The following is a 16,736-nucleotide window of genomic DNA, read 5'->3' on the forward strand; positions in this document are numbered from 1 at the left end:
GAGGTGAAAGAAGTAGCCATAGCGGATTATAAATCAGCCTCCTCTTAAATTTAATATCTATTTTAGTTTTTGCATATAGCTAAGATGTTAAGGAGCGTAGAATTACAGATATTAGGCAGTCCTACGCTAGCGTAAAACTAGTACATATACTGAAAAACCGTGTTGTTTTCAAAAAGCGCTCGATTAGCTAGTTTAACCTGCTTATTGCTTGCTGTAACTGCCTGCGCCAACAGTCCTAACGCTCAGCAGTTGGAGCGCACTTTAGCTGCCGATCCTGAGTTGGAGACCAATCGACCGTTTAATAGTGGTACTTCCCCGCAATCGACCGATCCAAAATCAACTGCGATCGCCCAGCTACCAGCCGACTTCCCCTCAGAAATTCCGCGCTATCCCGATGCTCAGTTGGTAGCATCTGTACCAGTTGAAAACGAGTCTTCGCCGTCAGAAACTCGTTGGGTAACTGTCGATCCGATCAACGTCGTGCAAAGCTTTTACCAAAAAGAATTTCAGTCAAATAATTGGCAAATTGTCAATCCGCCATCGGAGGGAGAAAGAGATAACACGACGATTGAGGCGCGACGGAACGATTTGTTAGTAAAAATTGCGATCGCGCCGAGAACGACTTCTCCCCCTCCGCCTAATGCGACTCCTACACCCAACCAGCCGAACCCTGGAATAGATCCTGCTGCTAGCACGGAATTTACCATTCAGTACCAGCGAAATGCTCCAGCTACAGCCGCCACTCCTACACCCTCACCCCAAACCAGCGGGGAAAACTCAGCTCAGACACAGACAGGTAACTCAGTCACTTCTGACACAGCCGAGCGAAGCTTCAACGACCTAAGCCAAGCCCCTCAAGAATTGCAACAATATATTACAGATCTAGCGGCTTTGGGTGTTTTGCCCCTCGAACCAACTAACGCCAAAAGCAGCCAAGCCGATCCCGTCCGCCAGTTCAATCCAAGTAAGATCGTCAGCCGCCGGGAATTTGCTCGTTGGTTGTTTGAAGCCAATAACCGCATTCAAGCCACTCGCCCAGCGCTACAAATTCGAGGTGCATCATCCGCAGCTCAACCAGCATTTCGAGATGTACCGCGAAACGATCCTGATTTCTCCGTTATCCAGGGACTCGCGGAAGCCGGGTTAATTCCCAGTTCCTTGTCAGGAGACGGAACGGCGGTTTTATTCCGTCCTGATGCCCCGTTAACGCGGGAACAGTTGATTCTTTGGAAAGTCCCTCTAGATACCCGCCAAGCCTTGCCTAACGCCTCCTTAGAGGCTGTCAAAGAGTCATGGGGATTCCAAGATGCAGCGCGGATCGATCCCAAAGCTTTACGGGCGGTCATAGCAGATTTTCAAAATGGCGAGCAGTCAAATATTCGCAGGGTTTTCGGATATACCACACTGTTACAGCCGAAAAAACCCGTTACCCGCGCCGAAGCTGCATCAGCAATTTGGTTTTTTGGTAATGGTGGTGAGGGGATGACGGCTCAAGAAGCCCTGAAAGCGCAACAGCCACCGCAAAACAACCAACAGCCCCAAAATCAGCAGCCGCCAAATCAGCCGCAGCCGCAACCCACAACTTCACCATAAAAGCAGCGATATCTAGAGCATCACCCACTATCGACTCGTGGGCGATCGCATTCTGAATCGAATGTACTTCTTTATTTATGTAGAATTAGGTGCTGGTGCAGAAATTGCACAACACTAAAATCTTGTAATATCTTTTACTGTAAGATTTTAAATCTAGGCTTGAATGCGAGCTAATTTGAGCGCTCTCTTTGAAAATTACTGTACTTTACAACCACTGTTCTCTAACAGCGATTGGTTATCATCCAGAAAATGAGTAATAGAGAATTTTAACTTATGAGTTCTTAGTTATGGCTTTAACAACTTCTACTATGTTGCCCCTGGGGACTCTTGCCCCAGATTTTCAACTTCCAGATGTTGTTTCTGGCGACACGATCTCTTTATCTACATTTGCTGGCAAACAGGCTTTGCTAGTGATGTTTATTTGTCAGCATTGCCCTTTTGTAAAACATGTTAAAACGGAGCTAGCACAACTCGGTAAAGATTACAATCCCCAAAATGTAGGGATGGTTGCTATTAGTGCCAATGATATTCACAACTACCCCGATGATGCTCCAGAAAAGCTCAAAGCAATGGCAGTGGAATTAGATTTGCCATTCCCCGTATGCTATGACGCGAGCCAGGAAACAGCTAAGGCTTATACCGCTGCTTGCACTCCAGATTTCTTTTTGTTCGATGCGGAACAAAAATTAGTTTATCGCGGACAGTTAGATGATAGCCGTCCTAGTAATGATAAGCCTATAACGGGTGCAGATTTGCGAGCTGCTATTGAGGCAGTTCTTGCCTCGCGTCCCGTGCCAACCGAGCAAAAGCCTAGTGTTGGATGCAATATTAAGTGGAAACCTGGTAATGAACCTAGTTACTACGGCTAAAAAGGGAAACAAAGGAGCAGATTTGGGAATCTTATAATTAGAGTCTTGCTTCTGAGCAACTCTGTTAAACCGAACTATTTGAGGCGCTCTGATTTTGAGTCGGGAGCGCGAATTATTATGCCTGGCTCCAGCAGCCACAAATCATCAACACATGATTATTCAGTTATCTAACACAATGAAAATTTCGATCCTTGCTACCGTTGCATTGCTGGCTCCTCTGGGTTTCATGGCTTCAGCTCGTGCTTACGATCCCCAAGACTTAGCACAATTAAAACGTACAAATGCTTGTCCTCGATGTGACTTAAGTAATGCACCCCTCAACAACTTAAACTTAAGCAGAGCCAACTTGCGTAATGCCAACCTTCAAGGTGCTAACTTATCTCGTTCTATTTTGGCAGGTGCAGATTTAAGCAGCGCGAATTTAGCGACAGCTAACATATCGAGCGCCAATCTAGTCAATGCGACTTTAGTGGGCGCAAATCTCAAGTCTGCTACTCTAATCAATGCCAATTTAACTGGTGCTGGTTTAATGGCTGCTAACCTAGAAGCAGCTAACTTCAAAGGCGCAAATATGGATTTGGTTAATTCACGGGGAGCAAGATTTCAGTTGACAATTATGCCTAACGGTATTGTTAGCCCATTAGACCCAAGTTGGCTGCGTTAGTGAAGGATGAAAGATGAGGGATGAATTATTTTATTGGTTGACAGTTGACAGTTAACATTCAACTATTAACCTAACTCTTTACTCCTTTTAATGCGATCGCTACCTAATCTCGATACTCTTTCCTTGACAGAACTAGTGGCTCAGATGCTCGCGATCAGAGCTTCTGGATACTTATTCGACCACCAGATTCTCTATCCTAGCTGGGAACCAACTACAGATAAGCTCAAGCGGTTGGTAGAACTAGGTGTAGGTGGTGTGATTCTATTGGGTGGAAGTGCAGCAGAAATCGCTTTAAAAACGCAACAATTGCAATCCTGGGCGACAATTCCGTTATTGATTGCCGCAGATATTGAGGAAGGGGTGGGACAGCGTTTTGCTGGTGCGACTTGGTTTCCTCCGCCAATGGCAATAGGAGCGATCGCATCCCACAACCTCAGTCTCGCCCAAACATATGCAGCTCGAATGGGAGCGATTACTGCTCAAGAAGCCTTAGCGGTTGGGATTAACTGGGTGCTTGCTCCTGTAGTAGATGTCAACAACAACCCTGATAATCCTGTGATTAACGTCCGTTCCTTTGGCGACAATCCAGCGATCGTCAGCCAGCTAGCTAGTGCCTATATTCAAGGAGCAAAATCTTATCCCGTACTCACAGCAGCTAAGCATTTTCCTGGGCATGGGGACACGGCTGCTGATTCTCATTTAGATGTACCTGTCATTCCTCATTCTCCGGCAAGATTGGCAGAAATCGAACTACCACCTTTCCAAGCGGCGATCGCGGCTGGGGTAGATGCGGTGATGAGCGCTCATTTACTTATACCCAGTTGGGATACCGAACATCCAGCTACCCTCTCATCGCACATTTTGACGCAACAGCTACGCCAGAACATGAGTTTTGAGGGTTTAATTGTTACCGATGCTTTAGTGATGGGAGCGATCGCCAATCGCTATGGAGCCAACGAAGCGCCTGTACTCGCAGTGGAAGCCGGAGCAGATATTTTACTGATGCCAGTCGATCCTGAAGGCGCAATTCAAGCTGTCTGTACTGCTGTTGAAGCCGGACGCATCTCCAAAGAGCGAATTCGTGCTTCTGTAGAGCGGATCTGGAAGGCTAAGTTACAGGTTGTTGGTGAAAATAGGGAGCAGGGAGCAGGGAGCAGGGAGCAGGGAAGAAAGACAAGGGAGAGGGGGGAGACAAGGGAGACAAGGGAGACAAGGGAGACAATTTTTGAGTTGGCTAAACCGGAAGCTTTTGCGGTCGTGAATGAGATTTTAAGTGCTTCCCAGGTCGTACGGGGAAACGTGCCTTTGATGTCAGCCCAATCTGCTTCAGAGTCAAAAAAATTGAGGAATTTGATTGTGGTCGATGAGTTGCTTGGATGCGATTTCTTACATCGTAAAGCACCTGCGATCGCTCTCCCTACTCTACACGGCTATACAACACAGCTTTGCGATCGCCATACCCCTGTCGTTTTTGAGACTGATGACGATTGCCCAACTCTACTCCAGCTATTCATTCGCGGTAATCCTTTTCGCGGAAGTGCTGGAATCGCCCAAGTAGGACAGGTATGGGTTAAGAAATTATTAGCTTCAGGTAATCTCCAAGCACTGGTAGTTTACGGTAGTCCATATGTTCTCCAGCAGTTGCCGCCTATGCTACCGTCTATTCCTTGTGTTTTCTCTTACGGGCAAATGCCAACAGCTCAGGCAGTTTCCTTGTCTGCGTTATTTGCTAAGTCGATTTAGTTCTCTATCTTAAGATAGATTTTTTTTACTCTTCTATCTTACCTGAGTTAGATATGACAAAACCTTAACCCATTCCTAAACCAAAAAATATAGGATCGAAAGGGCTATGCACCTGTTCTTGAAAAAGTTCAAGCATAGACAGGTGGCGAACATTTTGTCAAGATTTGTTGACTGTCTCAATATTTGTTAATATATAGTTGAATGATATAACGTCAAAATAGGGATAATTTCAGTATAGTCAACTACAAAATTTTCAACTTCAATTAATTTTTACCCATCTGCCACCTTGAGAGAACAACACATCCGATACCCCGATCGAAACTTAGGTTAAAACTATGAGTGTAAATACGGTGCCACCAATCCGATATTCTTTGGACGTAATCCAAGATGAAGCCCGTCAGTTGGTACAAAAAGGATTGGTTAGCCGCCAGCAGCCAATCTATACTCTGTGTCAGTACATTCCAGCACGGGAATGGGTTTGCATAGAGTGCGAATTAGAGCAATGTGATTTCTTGCTACGCGATCGCATCGGCGATCTGATTGGTAGAGAACAATGGGATAACGATTAAAAGGACTATGGAATTAGAAACTAAGGGCTAGTGCGTTGTTGCACTAGCCCTTAGCGTTTTTAGCAAATGAATCGTAAACTGAACAACTCTTGAAAAGAGTGGCTAATAGTCATGGATAATTAGCTGTTAGCCATTAGCAATCGCGCTCAAATCTTCATCCATTGTCTATAAACCCCACATTCTCGCTCGGAGAACGAGGATTTTTCTTGCTTTTTTCGATTTGACTCTGTAATATCTATGACCAGACAGATTAAATACGGTAGTTCTACCAAAGATTCGTAGATTATTAGGAGACAATGACATGAGGTGGTGGCAGCAGACCTGGAAGCAATGGCATCTGGCGGTTGAGCAGCTTGGTAGACTCAGGTGGAATTCGGTCAAAAGCTTGGCATCGCTATTTTTAGTTGGGGTGAGTTTGAGCGTGGCGATCGCTGCTTGTGGTGGTAATGGTAGTAATTCTGCTCAAAACCCTACTGCCAATCCTGTAGCTGCAAACAAGCAGGATGTGGAACTCACCCTTGTTTCCTTTGCTGTCACCAAAGCTGCTCACGATGCGATTATTCCTAAATTTGTCGAGCAGTGGAAACAAGAACATAACCAAAACGTTACCTTCAGCACTAGCTACGGTGGCTCTGGTTCCCAAACTCGTGCCGTGATTGATGGTTTGGAAGCAGATATTGTCCACTTAGCCCTTGCCCTCGACACGAGCAGGATCGAGAAAGCAGGACTCATTGAGCCAGGATGGGAAAAAGAAGTTCCCGGTAATAGCATTGTCTCTAAATCTGTTGCCGCATTAGTGACTCGTCCAGATAACCCCAAAGGTATTAAGACTTGGGCAGATTTGGCGAAAGATGGAGTTAGCCTGATTACAGCCGATCCGAAGACTTCCGGTATTGCCCGTTGGAATTTCCTAACGCTATGGAATTCTGCCATCAAAACTGGTTCTAGCGAAGAACAGGCACTCGACTTTGTGAGCAAAGTTTATGGCAACGTGCCGATTTTAACTAAAGATGCGCGAGAAGCAACCGATGTCTTTTTCAAGCAAGGGCAGGGAGATGCTCTAATTAACTACGAAAACGAAATTCTTCTAGCACAGCAAAGAGGCGGCGAGAACGTTGCTTATATCATTCCCGATGTCAATATCTCCATCGACAATCCCATCGCTGTAGTGGATAAAAATGTAGACAAGCACGGAACTCGCGAAGTCGCCGAAGCTTTCGTAAAATACCTATTTACACCCGAAGCTCAGCAAGAGTTTGCCAAAGTTGGGTTCCGACCCGTGGACGAGACAGTAGCTCAAACCAAGGAAAATACCGACAAATATCCCAAAGTGCAAAATCTCGGATCGGTGAAGGACTTTGGGGGATGGAACGCAGTCCAAGCTAAGTTCTTTGAAGACGGAGCAGTTTTCGACCAAATTCAAGCCAAAATTAATCGTTAATTGTTGCGTGGTGCGTGGTGCTCTGACTCCTGTACGGGCAGGTTTGACAGAGAGCAGACTCGTCTAGCTACAGCTAACGCAAATAAACCCGCCCCTACGACTTCTGACTCCTATACGGGCGGGTTTGACAGAGAGCAGACTCGTCTAGCTACAGCTAACGCAAATAAACCCGCCCCTACGACTTCTGATTCTTGATTCTTGACTTTTAACTTTTGACTTTTAACTTTTCAGATGGCTGTATCTCCTGCACCTCGATTTGGTTTTCGCAATTCAGTAGCTCAAAAGTTGCGGCAATGGTTGTTTCATATGCCTTGGACGTGGCGCATTACGCTGGGATATCTCACAGTAATGTTATTCCTTCCCATTGCGGCAATGTTCCTCAAAGCGAGTACAGAAGGTCCTGTTAACTTTTGGCGCATTGCTACTAGTCCCGTGGCGCTGGCAACATACAACGTCACATTTGTGACATCAATCTTGGCGGCTTTGATGAATGGACTTTTTGGCACTCTGATTGCCTGGGTTTTAGTACGCTACACATTTCCTTTTAAACGATTAATTGACGCTTCGATCGATTTGCCCTTTGCCTTACCAACTTCGGTTGCGGGGCTAACGCTGGCAACAGTCTATAGCAATAATGGCTGGATTGGCTCTTTACTTGCCCCATTAGGGATTAAGGTATCCTTTACCCGTCTGGGAGTATGGGTAGCCATGATTTTTATTTCGCTGCCTTTTGTGGTACGGACAGTGCAACCTGTAATGCAAGAAATGGAAAGAGAAATTGAAGAAGCTGCTTGGTCTTTAGGGGCAGATCGGTGGCAGACTTTTGTGCGGGTGATTTTACCACCTCTATTTCCAGCAATCCTGACTGGTGTGGCGTTGGGTTTCTCCCGTGCTGTGGGAGAGTATGGCTCGACCGTAATTATTTCCTCTAACACGCCTTTTAAAGATTTAATTGCACCCGTACTGATTTTTCAACGCTTAGAGCAATATGATTACTCTGGTGCAACTGTCATCGGTACGGTGTTGCTGCTGATTTCATTATTGTTGCTGCTGTTGATTAATCTTTTGCAGGCTTGGGGAAGACGGTATGACGACTAGGAAGGATATGAATTCTCAGATGAATAACAGCAAAGCTGCGCCTAGCGAACAAAAGAGTTGGATTCCAGCCATTTTGATTGTCGTAGCGATCGCCTATGTCAGTCTAGTACTTTACATCCCCGCATTAAACGTCTTCATCCAAGCTTTTAGCAAAGGAGTTGGTCCATTTTTTGCTAACCTGACTCGACCGGAGTTTCTCCATGCCGTCCAATTAACCGTAATGTTAGCCGCGATCGCCTTACCGCTGAATACAGTTTTTGGGCTATGTGCGGCTTGGGCGCTGACTCGTCACCGATTTCCAGGTCGTGCCTTTGTTTTAAGTTTGATCGATCTGCCCTTTTCCATCTCGCCTGTAGTTGCAGGATTAATGATTGTCCTCCTCTACGGACGGCAAGGATGGTTTGGTGGATGGTTGCAAGAACACGGGCTAAATATTATCTTTGCCTTTCCAGGTATGGTTTTGGCAACAGCGTTCGTAAGTATGCCGTTTGTTGCCCGCGAGGTGATTCCCGTATTGGAGGAATTAGGGTCAGATCAGGAAGAGGCTGCCAAGACTCTAGGCGCAAACGACTGGCAGATCTTTTGGCGCGTCACCTTACCCAATATCCGTTGGGGTTTACTCTACGGCTTAATTTTAACTAATGCGAGAGCTATGGGTGAATTTGGTGCTGTCTCCGTGGTTTCTGGAAATATTTCGGGAAAAACCCAAAGTTTACCGCTATTTGTTGAAGATGCTTACAAACAGTATGAAACCGAAGCCGCCTACTCTGCTGCTGTACTGTTAGCACTGTTGGCTGTAGTGACGTTGGTATTGAAGGAAATTTTGGAACGGAAAACTCGAATTAAAGATGTGGAATAGGGCGAAATTTTGTATTTAGCTTAAAATACAGACTTAACTGGCTACAAGGGCGCACGGCTGTTCGCCCCTACTCTCCTCCCCAATCATGAACTGGTGGCAAAGACTTAAAAAGAATCCCCTCGCCCGCTTGGGGGCGATTGTACTACTCATTTTTTATATTGCGGTTATCGCTGCTGATTTTGTCGCACCCTACGATCCTTATGAGTCTCAAGCTAATGGTTCCCTGCTGCCACCCACGCAAATTTATTGGCAGAATACACAGGGGCAATTTGTTGGACCCCACGTTTACCCTACGACTCAAGGTAAGACAGATTTAAATACAGGCGATCGCCAACTGATTGTAGACCGTACTAAGCCTGCTTGGTTCCGCTTATTTGTTGCAGGCGATCGCTACCAACTGTTTCGTCTCAGCTTACCACTGGGCAATAATTTTGAAGAAGTAGAAGTTTTTAGTGGCATTCCCGTTAACCTGCATTTATTCGGTACAACTGGGGCTAATTTTAACTTGTTGGGAACCGACGAACAGGGACGGGATCAATTCAGCCGTTTGCTACATGGGGGGCGCGTTAGCCTCAGCGTCGGTTTAATCGGAGTCGCTATCTCTTTTCCCCTCGGCATGATTGTCGGCGGTATTTCTGGCTATTTTGGTGGCTGGATCGATAGCATCATCATGCGTCTTGTAGAAGTATTAATGACGATTCCCGGTCTTTATCTATTGGTTGCTTTGGCAGCAGTTTTACCACCAGGACTAAGTAGCGCCCAGCGATTTATGCTGATTGTTTTAATTACTTCTTTTATCAGTTGGTCTGGACTGGCGCGAGTAATTCGCGGACAAGTTCTATCGATTAAAGAGCGAGAATTCGTTCAAGCGGCTAAAGCTATGGGTGGCGCTCCTTTCTACATCATCATCCGTCACGTTCTGCCTCAAACAGCGACGTATATCATCATCTCAGCAACTCTATCCGTACCTGGATTTATTGCGGCGGAATCGGTGTTAAGTCTAATCGGATTGGGCATTCAGCAACCCGATCCATCTTGGGGCAATTTGCTCTCTTTAGCAACAAATGCCTCAATTTTAGTGCTACAACCTTGGTTGGTTTGGCCTCCCGCGATATTAATTATTGTTACAGTGCTGGCATTTAATTTATTAGGAGATGGCTTGCGCGATGCCCTCGACCCCCGCAGTGTCAGACGGTAGAAGGTTCAAAATTCAAAATTCAAAATTCAAAATTCAAAATTGCCCTACACCTCACATCCCACACCCTCTCTTCACTGATAACTGTCAACGTGGATTAAGCTGGATTATTCCTTAATATTTTTTCAGCATTCCATGCTTACGATTGGTAGTCTGTTGTTAGGTGCAAATAGTGTCATTGCGGTTTGCTACTTCGCAATATCCTTCCTGATCTTTCAGGGACTCCGACGCGGACAAGAGCATTTACTCAAGAACCCACTCGTTCTAGCAACTGTTATTATCTTTTTCACCTGTGCTGTGGGTCACTCCGTCCATGTTGTAGGTGGAATTGTCGATCCACGATTTGCCCAACTGACAATGCAGGCGCAAGTTGTTGTGGACTTGCTGACTGCTAGTATTGCTGTCATTTACTTTGCACTGCGCCGCCAGTATTCGCTACTGATTGATGGACCGTTGCTGCTAGCTCAGACTCAAAGCCAATTGGCGAAAGCGATCGCCGAGCTAGCACATGCAAAAGGTAACTTAGAAAATGCGGTTGCAGAACGCACCACCGAATTATTACACGCCAATCAACAACTGGATGAATTGTTGGGACGCGAACAAAAGGCTCAGTCAAGCAGTCACCGAACTACTAGAAAGCATTTCCGATGCATTTTTTGCCTTGGACGGCGACTGGCGATTTACCTACATTAATTCCCAAGCCGAAAACTTGTTGCAGCGATCGCCAGATGAATTACTCAATCGTCACATTTGGTCTGAATTTCCCGCAATTGTAGGAACTATTTTCGAGCGCGAATATCGCCGAGCCGCAACCGAGCAAGTCACCGTCCGATTTGAAGAATTTTTTGCGCCACTTGACAAATGGTTAGGGGTTCGAGTTTATCCGGCGGCGAACGGGTTATCAGTTTATTTGCAAGATATTACAGAGCGCAAACAAGAACAGTCACTTCTACAAGAACTCAATCATAATCTAGAACAGCGGGTAACCGAGCGCACGTCACAATTAGAAGCTGCGAATAAAGAACTAGAAGCATTTTCCTATTCTGTCTCCCACGATCTTCGCGCTCCACTACGCAGTATCGACGGTTTCAGTCTAGCTTTACTAGAACGCTGTACCAACTTGGACGAGAAAGGGAAACACTATCTGCAACGTATTCGTGCTGCCAGTCAAAGAATGGGAGAACTGATTGAAGAATTGCTTCACTTATCGCGGGTGACGCGCAGCGAAATGCGGTTACAAAATCTCGATTTGAGCGCAGTGGTGCGAAATATCGCTTCAGAATTACAACAGGCACAACCAGAACGAGCCGTAGAATTTGCGATCGCTCCTGATATCACCGCACCAGTAGATCCACAACTCATTCGAGTTTTATTTGAGAATTTACTCAACAACGCTTGGAAATTTACCTCACGCAAAAAATTTGCTCGAATTGAATTTGGCAATCTTCCATTAAAACAGCTCAAATTCTTTACAGAACGCTCTTTATCTCCTTTTAATTCCTCTAATGTTTATTTTATTAGTGATAATGGTGCTGGCTTCGATATGGCATATGCTGCTAAATTGTTCGTTGCCTTTCAACGCCTCCATTCAGAAGATGAATTTCCTGGTAATGGCATTGGATTGGCTACAGTCAAGCGGATCGTTCTACGTCACGGAGGGCAAATTTGGGCAGAAAGTACCTTAGATCGAGGCACAACATTTTTCTTTACATTACGGTAATGGTCATTGGGGTAATTGGGGTAACTGGTAATGGGTAATTGGTAGTTGACGGTTAACTGCTCGTGCGCTCCCTGCTCGTGCGCTCCCTGCTCGTGCGCTCCCTGCTCGTGCGCTCCCTGCTCCCTTTCTTCACTGATAGCTGATAAAAAATGTCTAAAAAACTGATTTTACTAGTAGAAGATAATCGCGATGATGAAGAACTAACGCTGATGGCATTTGAGCGCAGTGGTTTAGAGTATGAAATTGATGTTGTCCGCGATGGAGCTGAGGTACTAGATTACTTATTTCTTACGGGTAAATATAGCGATCGCTACCCCAAACAGCAACCAACATTAGTACTGCTTGACTTAAATCTACCGAAGGTAAGTGGTTTAGAAGTTATACGCCGTTTACGAGCTGAGGCAAAAACTCGTTCTCTTCCCGTTGTCGTACTGACAACTTCCAACGAACAGGAAGATATGATTAACAGCTATGAATTAGGTTGCAATAGCTACGTGCGCAAACCTGTAAACTTTACGGATTTTTTGGTAGCTTCTCGACAGCTTGGGTTATACTGGCTCCACTTAAATGAATTCCCGCCATGTAACTCATACCGTGAGTAAACCTCTACGTATCTTACTAGTTGAAGACTCAGAAGATGATGCTGAGTTGTTGGTGTGTCATCTAGAACGCCATAACTGCGATGTAGAGTGGCTGAGGGTAGAAACTCCAGAGGCAATGTCGAGCGCCCTAGATCGCCAACAGTGGGATATCATTCTAGCCGATTATTCGTTACCCAAATTTAATGCTACTGCTGCTTTGCGCTTATTGCAAGCTAAAGCTCTAGATATTCCATTTATTATCGTTTCTGGCAATATTGGTGAAGAAACTGCTGTTGCAGCTATGAAAGCTGGAGCGCACGACTACATTATGAAAGGGAACTTGGCGCGTCTAGTCCCCGCGATTGAACGAGAGATTGAAGAGGCTGCTTCCCGACGAGAACGCCAACGCATTCAGTTAGAACTCGAAGAAAGTGAAGCGCGCTGGCACTTAGCACTAGATGGTGCTAATGACGGACTCTGGGACTGGGATATTAAAAATCATACAGCTTTTCTTTCAGCCCGGTGGAAAGCAATGTTGGGTTATGCAGACAATGAGATTGGCGATCGCTTTGAAGAATGGGCGAACCGCGTGCATCCAGACGATGTGGCATCGGTGATGCGATCGCTACAAGAGCATCTTGCCCGACAAACTGAATTTTACCGCACAGAACATCGCCTTCGCTGTAAAGATGGCACTTACAAATGGATTTTGTCTCGCGGCAAAGTCTCGTGGGATGAAACTGGAGCCGCAATCCGCATGGTTGGTTCCCATACAGATATTACTTCCACGAAGCAGATGGAAGATACCCTAAGACAACAAGCTGAAAGTTTAACAGCAGCAAATCGGATCAAAGATGAGTTTTTAGCTGTTGTGTCTCACGAACTACGCGCACCGCTCAATGCCATTCTTGGTTGGTCGCAAATACTTCGCACGCGAAAATTTACGACGACTACCAAATGGGAAATATTAGAAGCGATCGAACGCAATGCGAAATGGCAACAACATTTAATTGAAGATTTATTAGATGTCTCCCGCATTGTTCAAGGCACGCTCGAACTTCAGTTTGCTCCGGTCTATCTACCGTCGATTATTGCTGCAACAATTAAGGCAATACAACCGATGGCTGATGCAAAAAGAATTCAACTTAAGTTTACAGTCGATCCTGATTGGGAAGACGCAGAAATAGAAAGACAAATTTTGCTTTTGGCTGACTCTAACCGATTGCAACAAGTCTTTTGGAATTTGCTAAGTAACGCAATTAAGTTTTCTGCCGAAGGTCAACAGGCAGACATTTGCCTATCATTAGTTGCTGACGATTCTAACAGCCAAGCTCAAATTGACAGCTACGCTCAAATTCAAATTATCGATCGCGGTCAAGGCATTAGTGCCGAGTTTCTGCCGCATGTATTCGATCGTTTTCAGCAAGAAAATAGCTCTAGCACCAGAGCGCGTGGCGGGTTGGGACTGGGATTATCGATCGTCCGTCACATCGTCGAAATGCACGGTGGGACAGTTGGTGTTGCTAGCGACGGAGTTGGACAGGGAGCAACTTTCACATTTCAGCTACCACTACCAAAACAAAAATTGAGTCAAAATCGGCAGCCTTCTACTGCCGATCTCTGGTTGGAGACATCAGAACCATATCCCTTAGTGGGGAGAAAAGTTTTAGCAGTTGATGACGAACCCGATACTTTGGAATTATTGGCAGTCGCTCTCACGGAGTATGGTGCTGAGATTGTTGTTGCTGGCTCAGTACCAGAAGCGATCGCTGCCTTTACCCAGTTCAAACCAGATATTATGGTTTGCGATCTGGGGATGCCAGGAGAAGATGGTTATGCTTTGATTCACCAAATTAGAATGCTGGAGATAAAACTAGGTACTCATACCCCGGCGATCGCCTTGACTGGGTTTGCCAGAGATTCAGACCGCGAGCGCGCGATCGCTGCTGGTTTTCAAATACATCTCTCTAAACCCATCAATCCCTATCAATTAATGTCGATAATTCTGAAACTGACTAAAGATAGTTATTTATCTGGAAAGATATGAGGGAGCAGGGAGTAGGGAGTAAAGAATAACAGAGAATTCTGAACCCAGTGCTTTTTGACTTTTAGCTTTTGACTTTTGACTTTTCAGTCTACCGGATGCTGTCCGTAAAAAGGTAATGCTGCTGACCAGTGAGGGCGTTTGCCCTGCTGCCATTCGAGTTCGGCTAATTCTAAAATCTGGGAGACAGAAGCCCCTAAATTACCCTCGGCAGAAACTAGTTGACAAGGAGCTGACAAATCAGCCAGAGTTTGCTGCCATGCTTCGGGAGACATAACTGTATCTGCTAATAGGGGAGTTAAGGCTTGCGAATCTGAAGTCAATTGATAAATTGCCGTAAATAATTGTCCTCGCTGGGCTGGCATTTGTATGGCGATAGGTTTTTCGCCTCGATATCCCCAGGCGACTGCGGCTAAAGTTGAGATGGCAAATAGGGGAATATCGAGTTGTTGTGCTAGCGTCCGCGCCGTTACCACGCCGATGCGCGTTCCTGTAAAGCCTCCTGGTCCCTTAGCTACAGCAATAAATGCTAAATCTGACCAAGTTTGAGGTTGCAGAAACTCTGCTAAATTTTGGTGCAAAAAACTTGACAGATCGCGCCCCAAATGCACCACGCGATCGCGTCTATTTTCCTGAAAATTACTAATTGCCAGTCCTAACTCTGGGGTTGTCGTGTGTAGGGCAAGGGCATAATTTGTCATTAGTCATTTATCATTGGTCATTTGTAGATATTCTCCCTTGTCCCCCCTACTCCCTACTCCCTGCTCCCTTATCCCTCTCACGTGGGTACGAGTTCGCCGGGGCGCAGTTTTGACCATTTACCCATTTCGGCTTTGAAGCTGAGGCAACCTACTACGTCCCATTCCATTTCAATGTAGTCTTCTTTGGGACGGATATTGACGTTAATGCTTGGTTCGACTGGTTCAAAACTTGGGTTTTCGGTCAAGTGGGGTTGCTGGTGTTGGTGTTCTACTGCATGATAGGTCATGCAGCGATCCACGTAATGGCAATTGACGCAGATGCACATAGAACCTTCTCCATTTGCTTTTCTGTTAATTTAGCTTATACAAACTGGATGTGAGTCAGTTGCTGGGTTGATTTTTGTTGCGATGTCTCCCTCTTTATTATCTCAATTATTTACCGATCTGCCCTTTGGCTGGGAATGGTTGCCTCAACCATCGTACCTAGTAGGTGGTGCAGTCCGCGATCGCCTACTCGGTAGAACCTCAGATTATTTGGATTTAGATTTTGTTTTACCAGAAAAAGCGGTTGAGACAGCTAGGGCGATCGCCAAACATTACAAAGCTGGTTTTGTCTTACTCGACGCGCAAAGGCAGATTGCTAGAGTTGTGTTTAAAAATGCTACCGTTGATTTTGCTTTACAAGAAGGTGCTGCTCTCGAAACCGACTTGCAACGACGAGATTTTACGATTAACGCGATCGCCTACAATCCTCACACTCAAGAACTCATCGATCCTTTACACGGCTATACTGACTTACAGCAACGCTTGTTACGGATGGTATCGCCTGCAAATTTGCAAGACGATCCGCTACGGTTGCTAAGAGGATATCGTCAAGCTGCTCAGTTAGATTTCGCTCTCGAAGCAAATACGCGAGCGATAATTCGTCAGCTTGCACCTTTAATCGCACAAGTAGCAGCCGAACGAGTGCGGGTAGAATTAGGCTACCTCCTCAACAGCGATCGCGGTACGATATGGTTGCAAGCCGCTGGGGAAGATGGGTTACTTGCACCTTGGTTTCCTAGTATGACGCGATCGCATATAGAGCGATTACTCAAGGTTAACTCTGCCGCTGCTAGCTTATCATCATTTCCCCAGTTAGTTCGAGAACTCAGTCAACCAGTACGAAATACAATCAAAACTTCCTGGTTGGGAATTGCCAAACTGACTTGTCTCGTTTCTAAAAATTCAGCCACAGCAGAAATAGAGTTAGATAAATTAGCTTACAGTCGAGCAGAAATCAAAGCTGTGACTACAGCCTTACAACTATTACCTCAACTCCAAGCAAAATCGCCCGGACAAATGACTTTAGCAGAGCAATACTTTTTCTTTCGTGCTGCTGGTGTTGTTTTTCCCGCGATTGTAATTTTAGCTGTCATACAAGGAACGAGTATAGATTTACTCTCTTTACTCATTCACCGCTATCTCAACCCCAAAGATCCAGTTGCTCATCCTACTCCAATCCTGACAGGTAATGACTTAATGAAAGCCCTCAAACTCTCACCTAGTCCGCTGATTGGGGAAATGCTGTTACAGATTCAACTGGCTCAAATCGAAGGTAAAATTTCGACTGTAGAAGAGGCGATCGCATTTGCAGCAAAAAGACTAGACAGTGACTAG

General features: G+C 45.6%; 16 protein-coding genes. 14 read left to right on the plus strand and 2 right to left on the minus strand.

The genetic code is table 11. The annotated features are described in order from the left end of the window. Nucleotides 1-159: 159 nt before the first annotated feature. From N4J56_RS17735 to N4J56_RS17795, 13 genes are all read left to right on the plus strand, one after another. Nucleotides 160-1,593: an S-layer homology domain-containing protein gene (locus N4J56_RS17735; protein ID WP_317107633.1), complete on the plus strand. Its 1,434-nt coding sequence runs from the start codon at nucleotides 160-162 to the stop codon at nucleotides 1,591-1,593. Nucleotides 1,594-1,880: 287 nt separating this feature from the next. Further along, nucleotides 1,881-2,462: a thioredoxin family protein gene (locus N4J56_RS17740; RefSeq protein WP_317107634.1), complete on the plus strand. Its 582-nt coding sequence runs from the start codon at nucleotides 1,881-1,883 to the stop codon at nucleotides 2,460-2,462. A gap of 175 nt (nucleotides 2,463-2,637) precedes the next feature. Next, a complete protein-coding gene (locus tag N4J56_RS17745; RefSeq protein ID WP_317107635.1) occupies nucleotides 2,638-3,126 on the plus strand; it encodes a pentapeptide repeat-containing protein in 489 nt (162 codons plus the stop codon). A gap of 90 nt (nucleotides 3,127-3,216) precedes the next feature. Then, a complete protein-coding gene (locus N4J56_RS17750) occupies nucleotides 3,217-4,869 on the plus strand; it encodes a glycoside hydrolase family 3 protein (protein WP_317107636.1) in 1,653 nt (550 codons plus the stop codon). Nucleotides 4,870-5,204: 335 nt separating this feature from the next. Then, the gene (locus tag N4J56_RS17755; RefSeq protein ID WP_015155351.1) at nucleotides 5,205-5,438 is read left to right on the plus strand and encodes a DUF4327 family protein; all 234 of its coding nucleotides are present in this window, start codon (nucleotides 5,205-5,207) and stop codon (nucleotides 5,436-5,438) included. A gap of 301 nt (nucleotides 5,439-5,739) precedes the next feature. Next, nucleotides 5,740-6,879, plus strand: coding sequence for a sulfate ABC transporter substrate-binding protein (locus N4J56_RS17760; RefSeq protein ID WP_317107637.1), 1,140 nt, complete (start codon nucleotides 5,740-5,742; stop codon nucleotides 6,877-6,879). Nucleotides 6,880-7,110: 231 nt separating this feature from the next. Beyond that, nucleotides 7,111-7,977, plus strand: a complete 867-nt coding sequence (gene cysT, locus N4J56_RS17765; protein ID WP_317107638.1) for a sulfate ABC transporter permease subunit CysT — start codon at nucleotides 7,111-7,113, stop codon at nucleotides 7,975-7,977. A 7-nt stretch (nucleotides 7,978-7,984) separates the two neighbouring features. Continuing rightward, entirely contained in the window at nucleotides 7,985-8,836 is an 852-nt protein-coding gene (cysW, locus tag N4J56_RS17770; RefSeq protein ID WP_410500526.1) for a sulfate ABC transporter permease subunit CysW, read from the plus strand. 85 nt (nucleotides 8,837-8,921) lie between these two features. Beyond that, nucleotides 8,922-10,034 carry an ABC transporter permease gene (locus tag N4J56_RS17775; RefSeq protein WP_317107640.1) on the plus strand — a complete coding sequence of 371 codons (1,113 nt, stop codon included), beginning with the start codon at nucleotides 8,922-8,924 and terminating at the stop codon, nucleotides 10,032-10,034. A 132-nt stretch (nucleotides 10,035-10,166) separates the two neighbouring features. Next, a complete protein-coding gene (locus tag N4J56_RS17780) occupies nucleotides 10,167-10,724 on the plus strand; it encodes a hypothetical protein (protein ID WP_317107641.1) in 558 nt (185 codons plus the stop codon). Then, nucleotides 10,612-11,751 (plus strand): sensor histidine kinase, encoded by a 1,140-nt coding sequence (locus N4J56_RS17785; protein WP_317107642.1) that lies wholly within the window; start codon nucleotides 10,612-10,614, stop codon nucleotides 11,749-11,751. Before N4J56_RS17780 ends, N4J56_RS17785 begins: the two co-directional genes overlap by 113 nt. 149 nt (nucleotides 11,752-11,900) lie before the next feature. Next, the gene (locus N4J56_RS17790; RefSeq protein WP_317107643.1) at nucleotides 11,901-12,353 is read left to right on the plus strand and encodes a response regulator; all 453 of its coding nucleotides are present in this window, start codon (nucleotides 11,901-11,903) and stop codon (nucleotides 12,351-12,353) included. Further along, the gene (locus tag N4J56_RS17795; RefSeq protein ID WP_317107644.1) at nucleotides 12,319-14,379 is read left to right on the plus strand and encodes a response regulator; all 2,061 of its coding nucleotides are present in this window, start codon (nucleotides 12,319-12,321) and stop codon (nucleotides 14,377-14,379) included. Before N4J56_RS17790 ends, N4J56_RS17795 begins: the two co-directional genes overlap by 35 nt. An 83-nt stretch (nucleotides 14,380-14,462) precedes the next feature. Here N4J56_RS17795 and tsaB read toward each other — a convergent pair whose 3' ends face one another. Together tsaB and N4J56_RS17805 are read right to left on the minus strand one after the other, a co-directional pair. Beyond that, the gene (gene tsaB, locus N4J56_RS17800) at nucleotides 14,463-15,077 is read right to left on the minus strand and encodes a tRNA (adenosine(37)-N6)-threonylcarbamoyltransferase complex dimerization subunit type 1 TsaB (protein WP_317107645.1); all 615 of its coding nucleotides are present in this window, start codon (nucleotides 15,075-15,077) and stop codon (nucleotides 14,463-14,465) included. A 77-nt stretch (nucleotides 15,078-15,154) separates the two neighbouring features. After that, nucleotides 15,155-15,403, minus strand: a complete 249-nt coding sequence (locus N4J56_RS17805; protein WP_039716981.1) for a Ycf34 family protein — start codon at nucleotides 15,401-15,403, stop codon at nucleotides 15,155-15,157. 82 nt (nucleotides 15,404-15,485) lie between these two features. Between N4J56_RS17805 and N4J56_RS17810 the strand changes: the two genes are divergently transcribed. Continuing rightward, a complete protein-coding gene (locus N4J56_RS17810; protein WP_317107646.1) occupies nucleotides 15,486-16,736 on the plus strand; it encodes a CCA tRNA nucleotidyltransferase in 1,251 nt (416 codons plus the stop codon).

Origin of the sequence: Chroococcidiopsis sp. SAG 2025, from assembly GCF_032860985.1 — a bacterium.
Taxonomy (GTDB): Bacteria; Cyanobacteriota; Cyanobacteriia; order Cyanobacteriales; family Chroococcidiopsidaceae; genus Chroococcidiopsis.

What these genes read in the sequence shown, in the direction of transcription:
- N4J56_RS17785 (WP_317107642.1), top strand. Translation starts at nt 10,612, where the DNA reads ATGAATTGTTGGGACGCGAACAAAAGGCTCAGTCAAGCAGTCACCGAA.
- tsaB (WP_317107645.1), bottom strand. Translation starts at nt 15,077, where the DNA reads ATGACAAATTATGCCCTTGCCCTACACACGACAACCCCAGAGTTAGGA.
- N4J56_RS17745 (WP_317107635.1), top strand. Translation starts at nt 2,638, where the DNA reads ATGAAAATTTCGATCCTTGCTACCGTTGCATTGCTGGCTCCTCTGGGT.
- N4J56_RS17740 (WP_317107634.1), top strand. Translation starts at nt 1,881, where the DNA reads ATGGCTTTAACAACTTCTACTATGTTGCCCCTGGGGACTCTTGCCCCA.
- cysW (WP_410500526.1), top strand. Translation starts at nt 7,985, where the DNA reads ATGAATTCTCAGATGAATAACAGCAAAGCTGCGCCTAGCGAACAAAAG.
- N4J56_RS17750 (WP_317107636.1), top strand. Translation starts at nt 3,217, where the DNA reads ATGCGATCGCTACCTAATCTCGATACTCTTTCCTTGACAGAACTAGTG.
- N4J56_RS17810 (WP_317107646.1), top strand. Translation starts at nt 15,486, where the DNA reads ATGTCTCCCTCTTTATTATCTCAATTATTTACCGATCTGCCCTTTGGC.
- N4J56_RS17795 (WP_317107644.1), top strand. Translation starts at nt 12,319, where the DNA reads ATGAATTCCCGCCATGTAACTCATACCGTGAGTAAACCTCTACGTATC.
- N4J56_RS17755 (WP_015155351.1), top strand. Translation starts at nt 5,205, where the DNA reads ATGAGTGTAAATACGGTGCCACCAATCCGATATTCTTTGGACGTAATC.
- N4J56_RS17775 (WP_317107640.1), top strand. Translation starts at nt 8,922, where the DNA reads ATGAACTGGTGGCAAAGACTTAAAAAGAATCCCCTCGCCCGCTTGGGG.
- N4J56_RS17805 (WP_039716981.1), bottom strand. Translation starts at nt 15,403, where the DNA reads ATGTGCATCTGCGTCAATTGCCATTACGTGGATCGCTGCATGACCTAT.
- N4J56_RS17790 (WP_317107643.1), top strand. Translation starts at nt 11,901, where the DNA reads ATGTCTAAAAAACTGATTTTACTAGTAGAAGATAATCGCGATGATGAA.
- N4J56_RS17780 (WP_317107641.1), top strand. Translation starts at nt 10,167, where the DNA reads ATGCTTACGATTGGTAGTCTGTTGTTAGGTGCAAATAGTGTCATTGCG.
- cysT (WP_317107638.1), top strand. Translation starts at nt 7,111, where the DNA reads ATGGCTGTATCTCCTGCACCTCGATTTGGTTTTCGCAATTCAGTAGCT.
- N4J56_RS17760 (WP_317107637.1), top strand. Translation starts at nt 5,740, where the DNA reads ATGAGGTGGTGGCAGCAGACCTGGAAGCAATGGCATCTGGCGGTTGAG.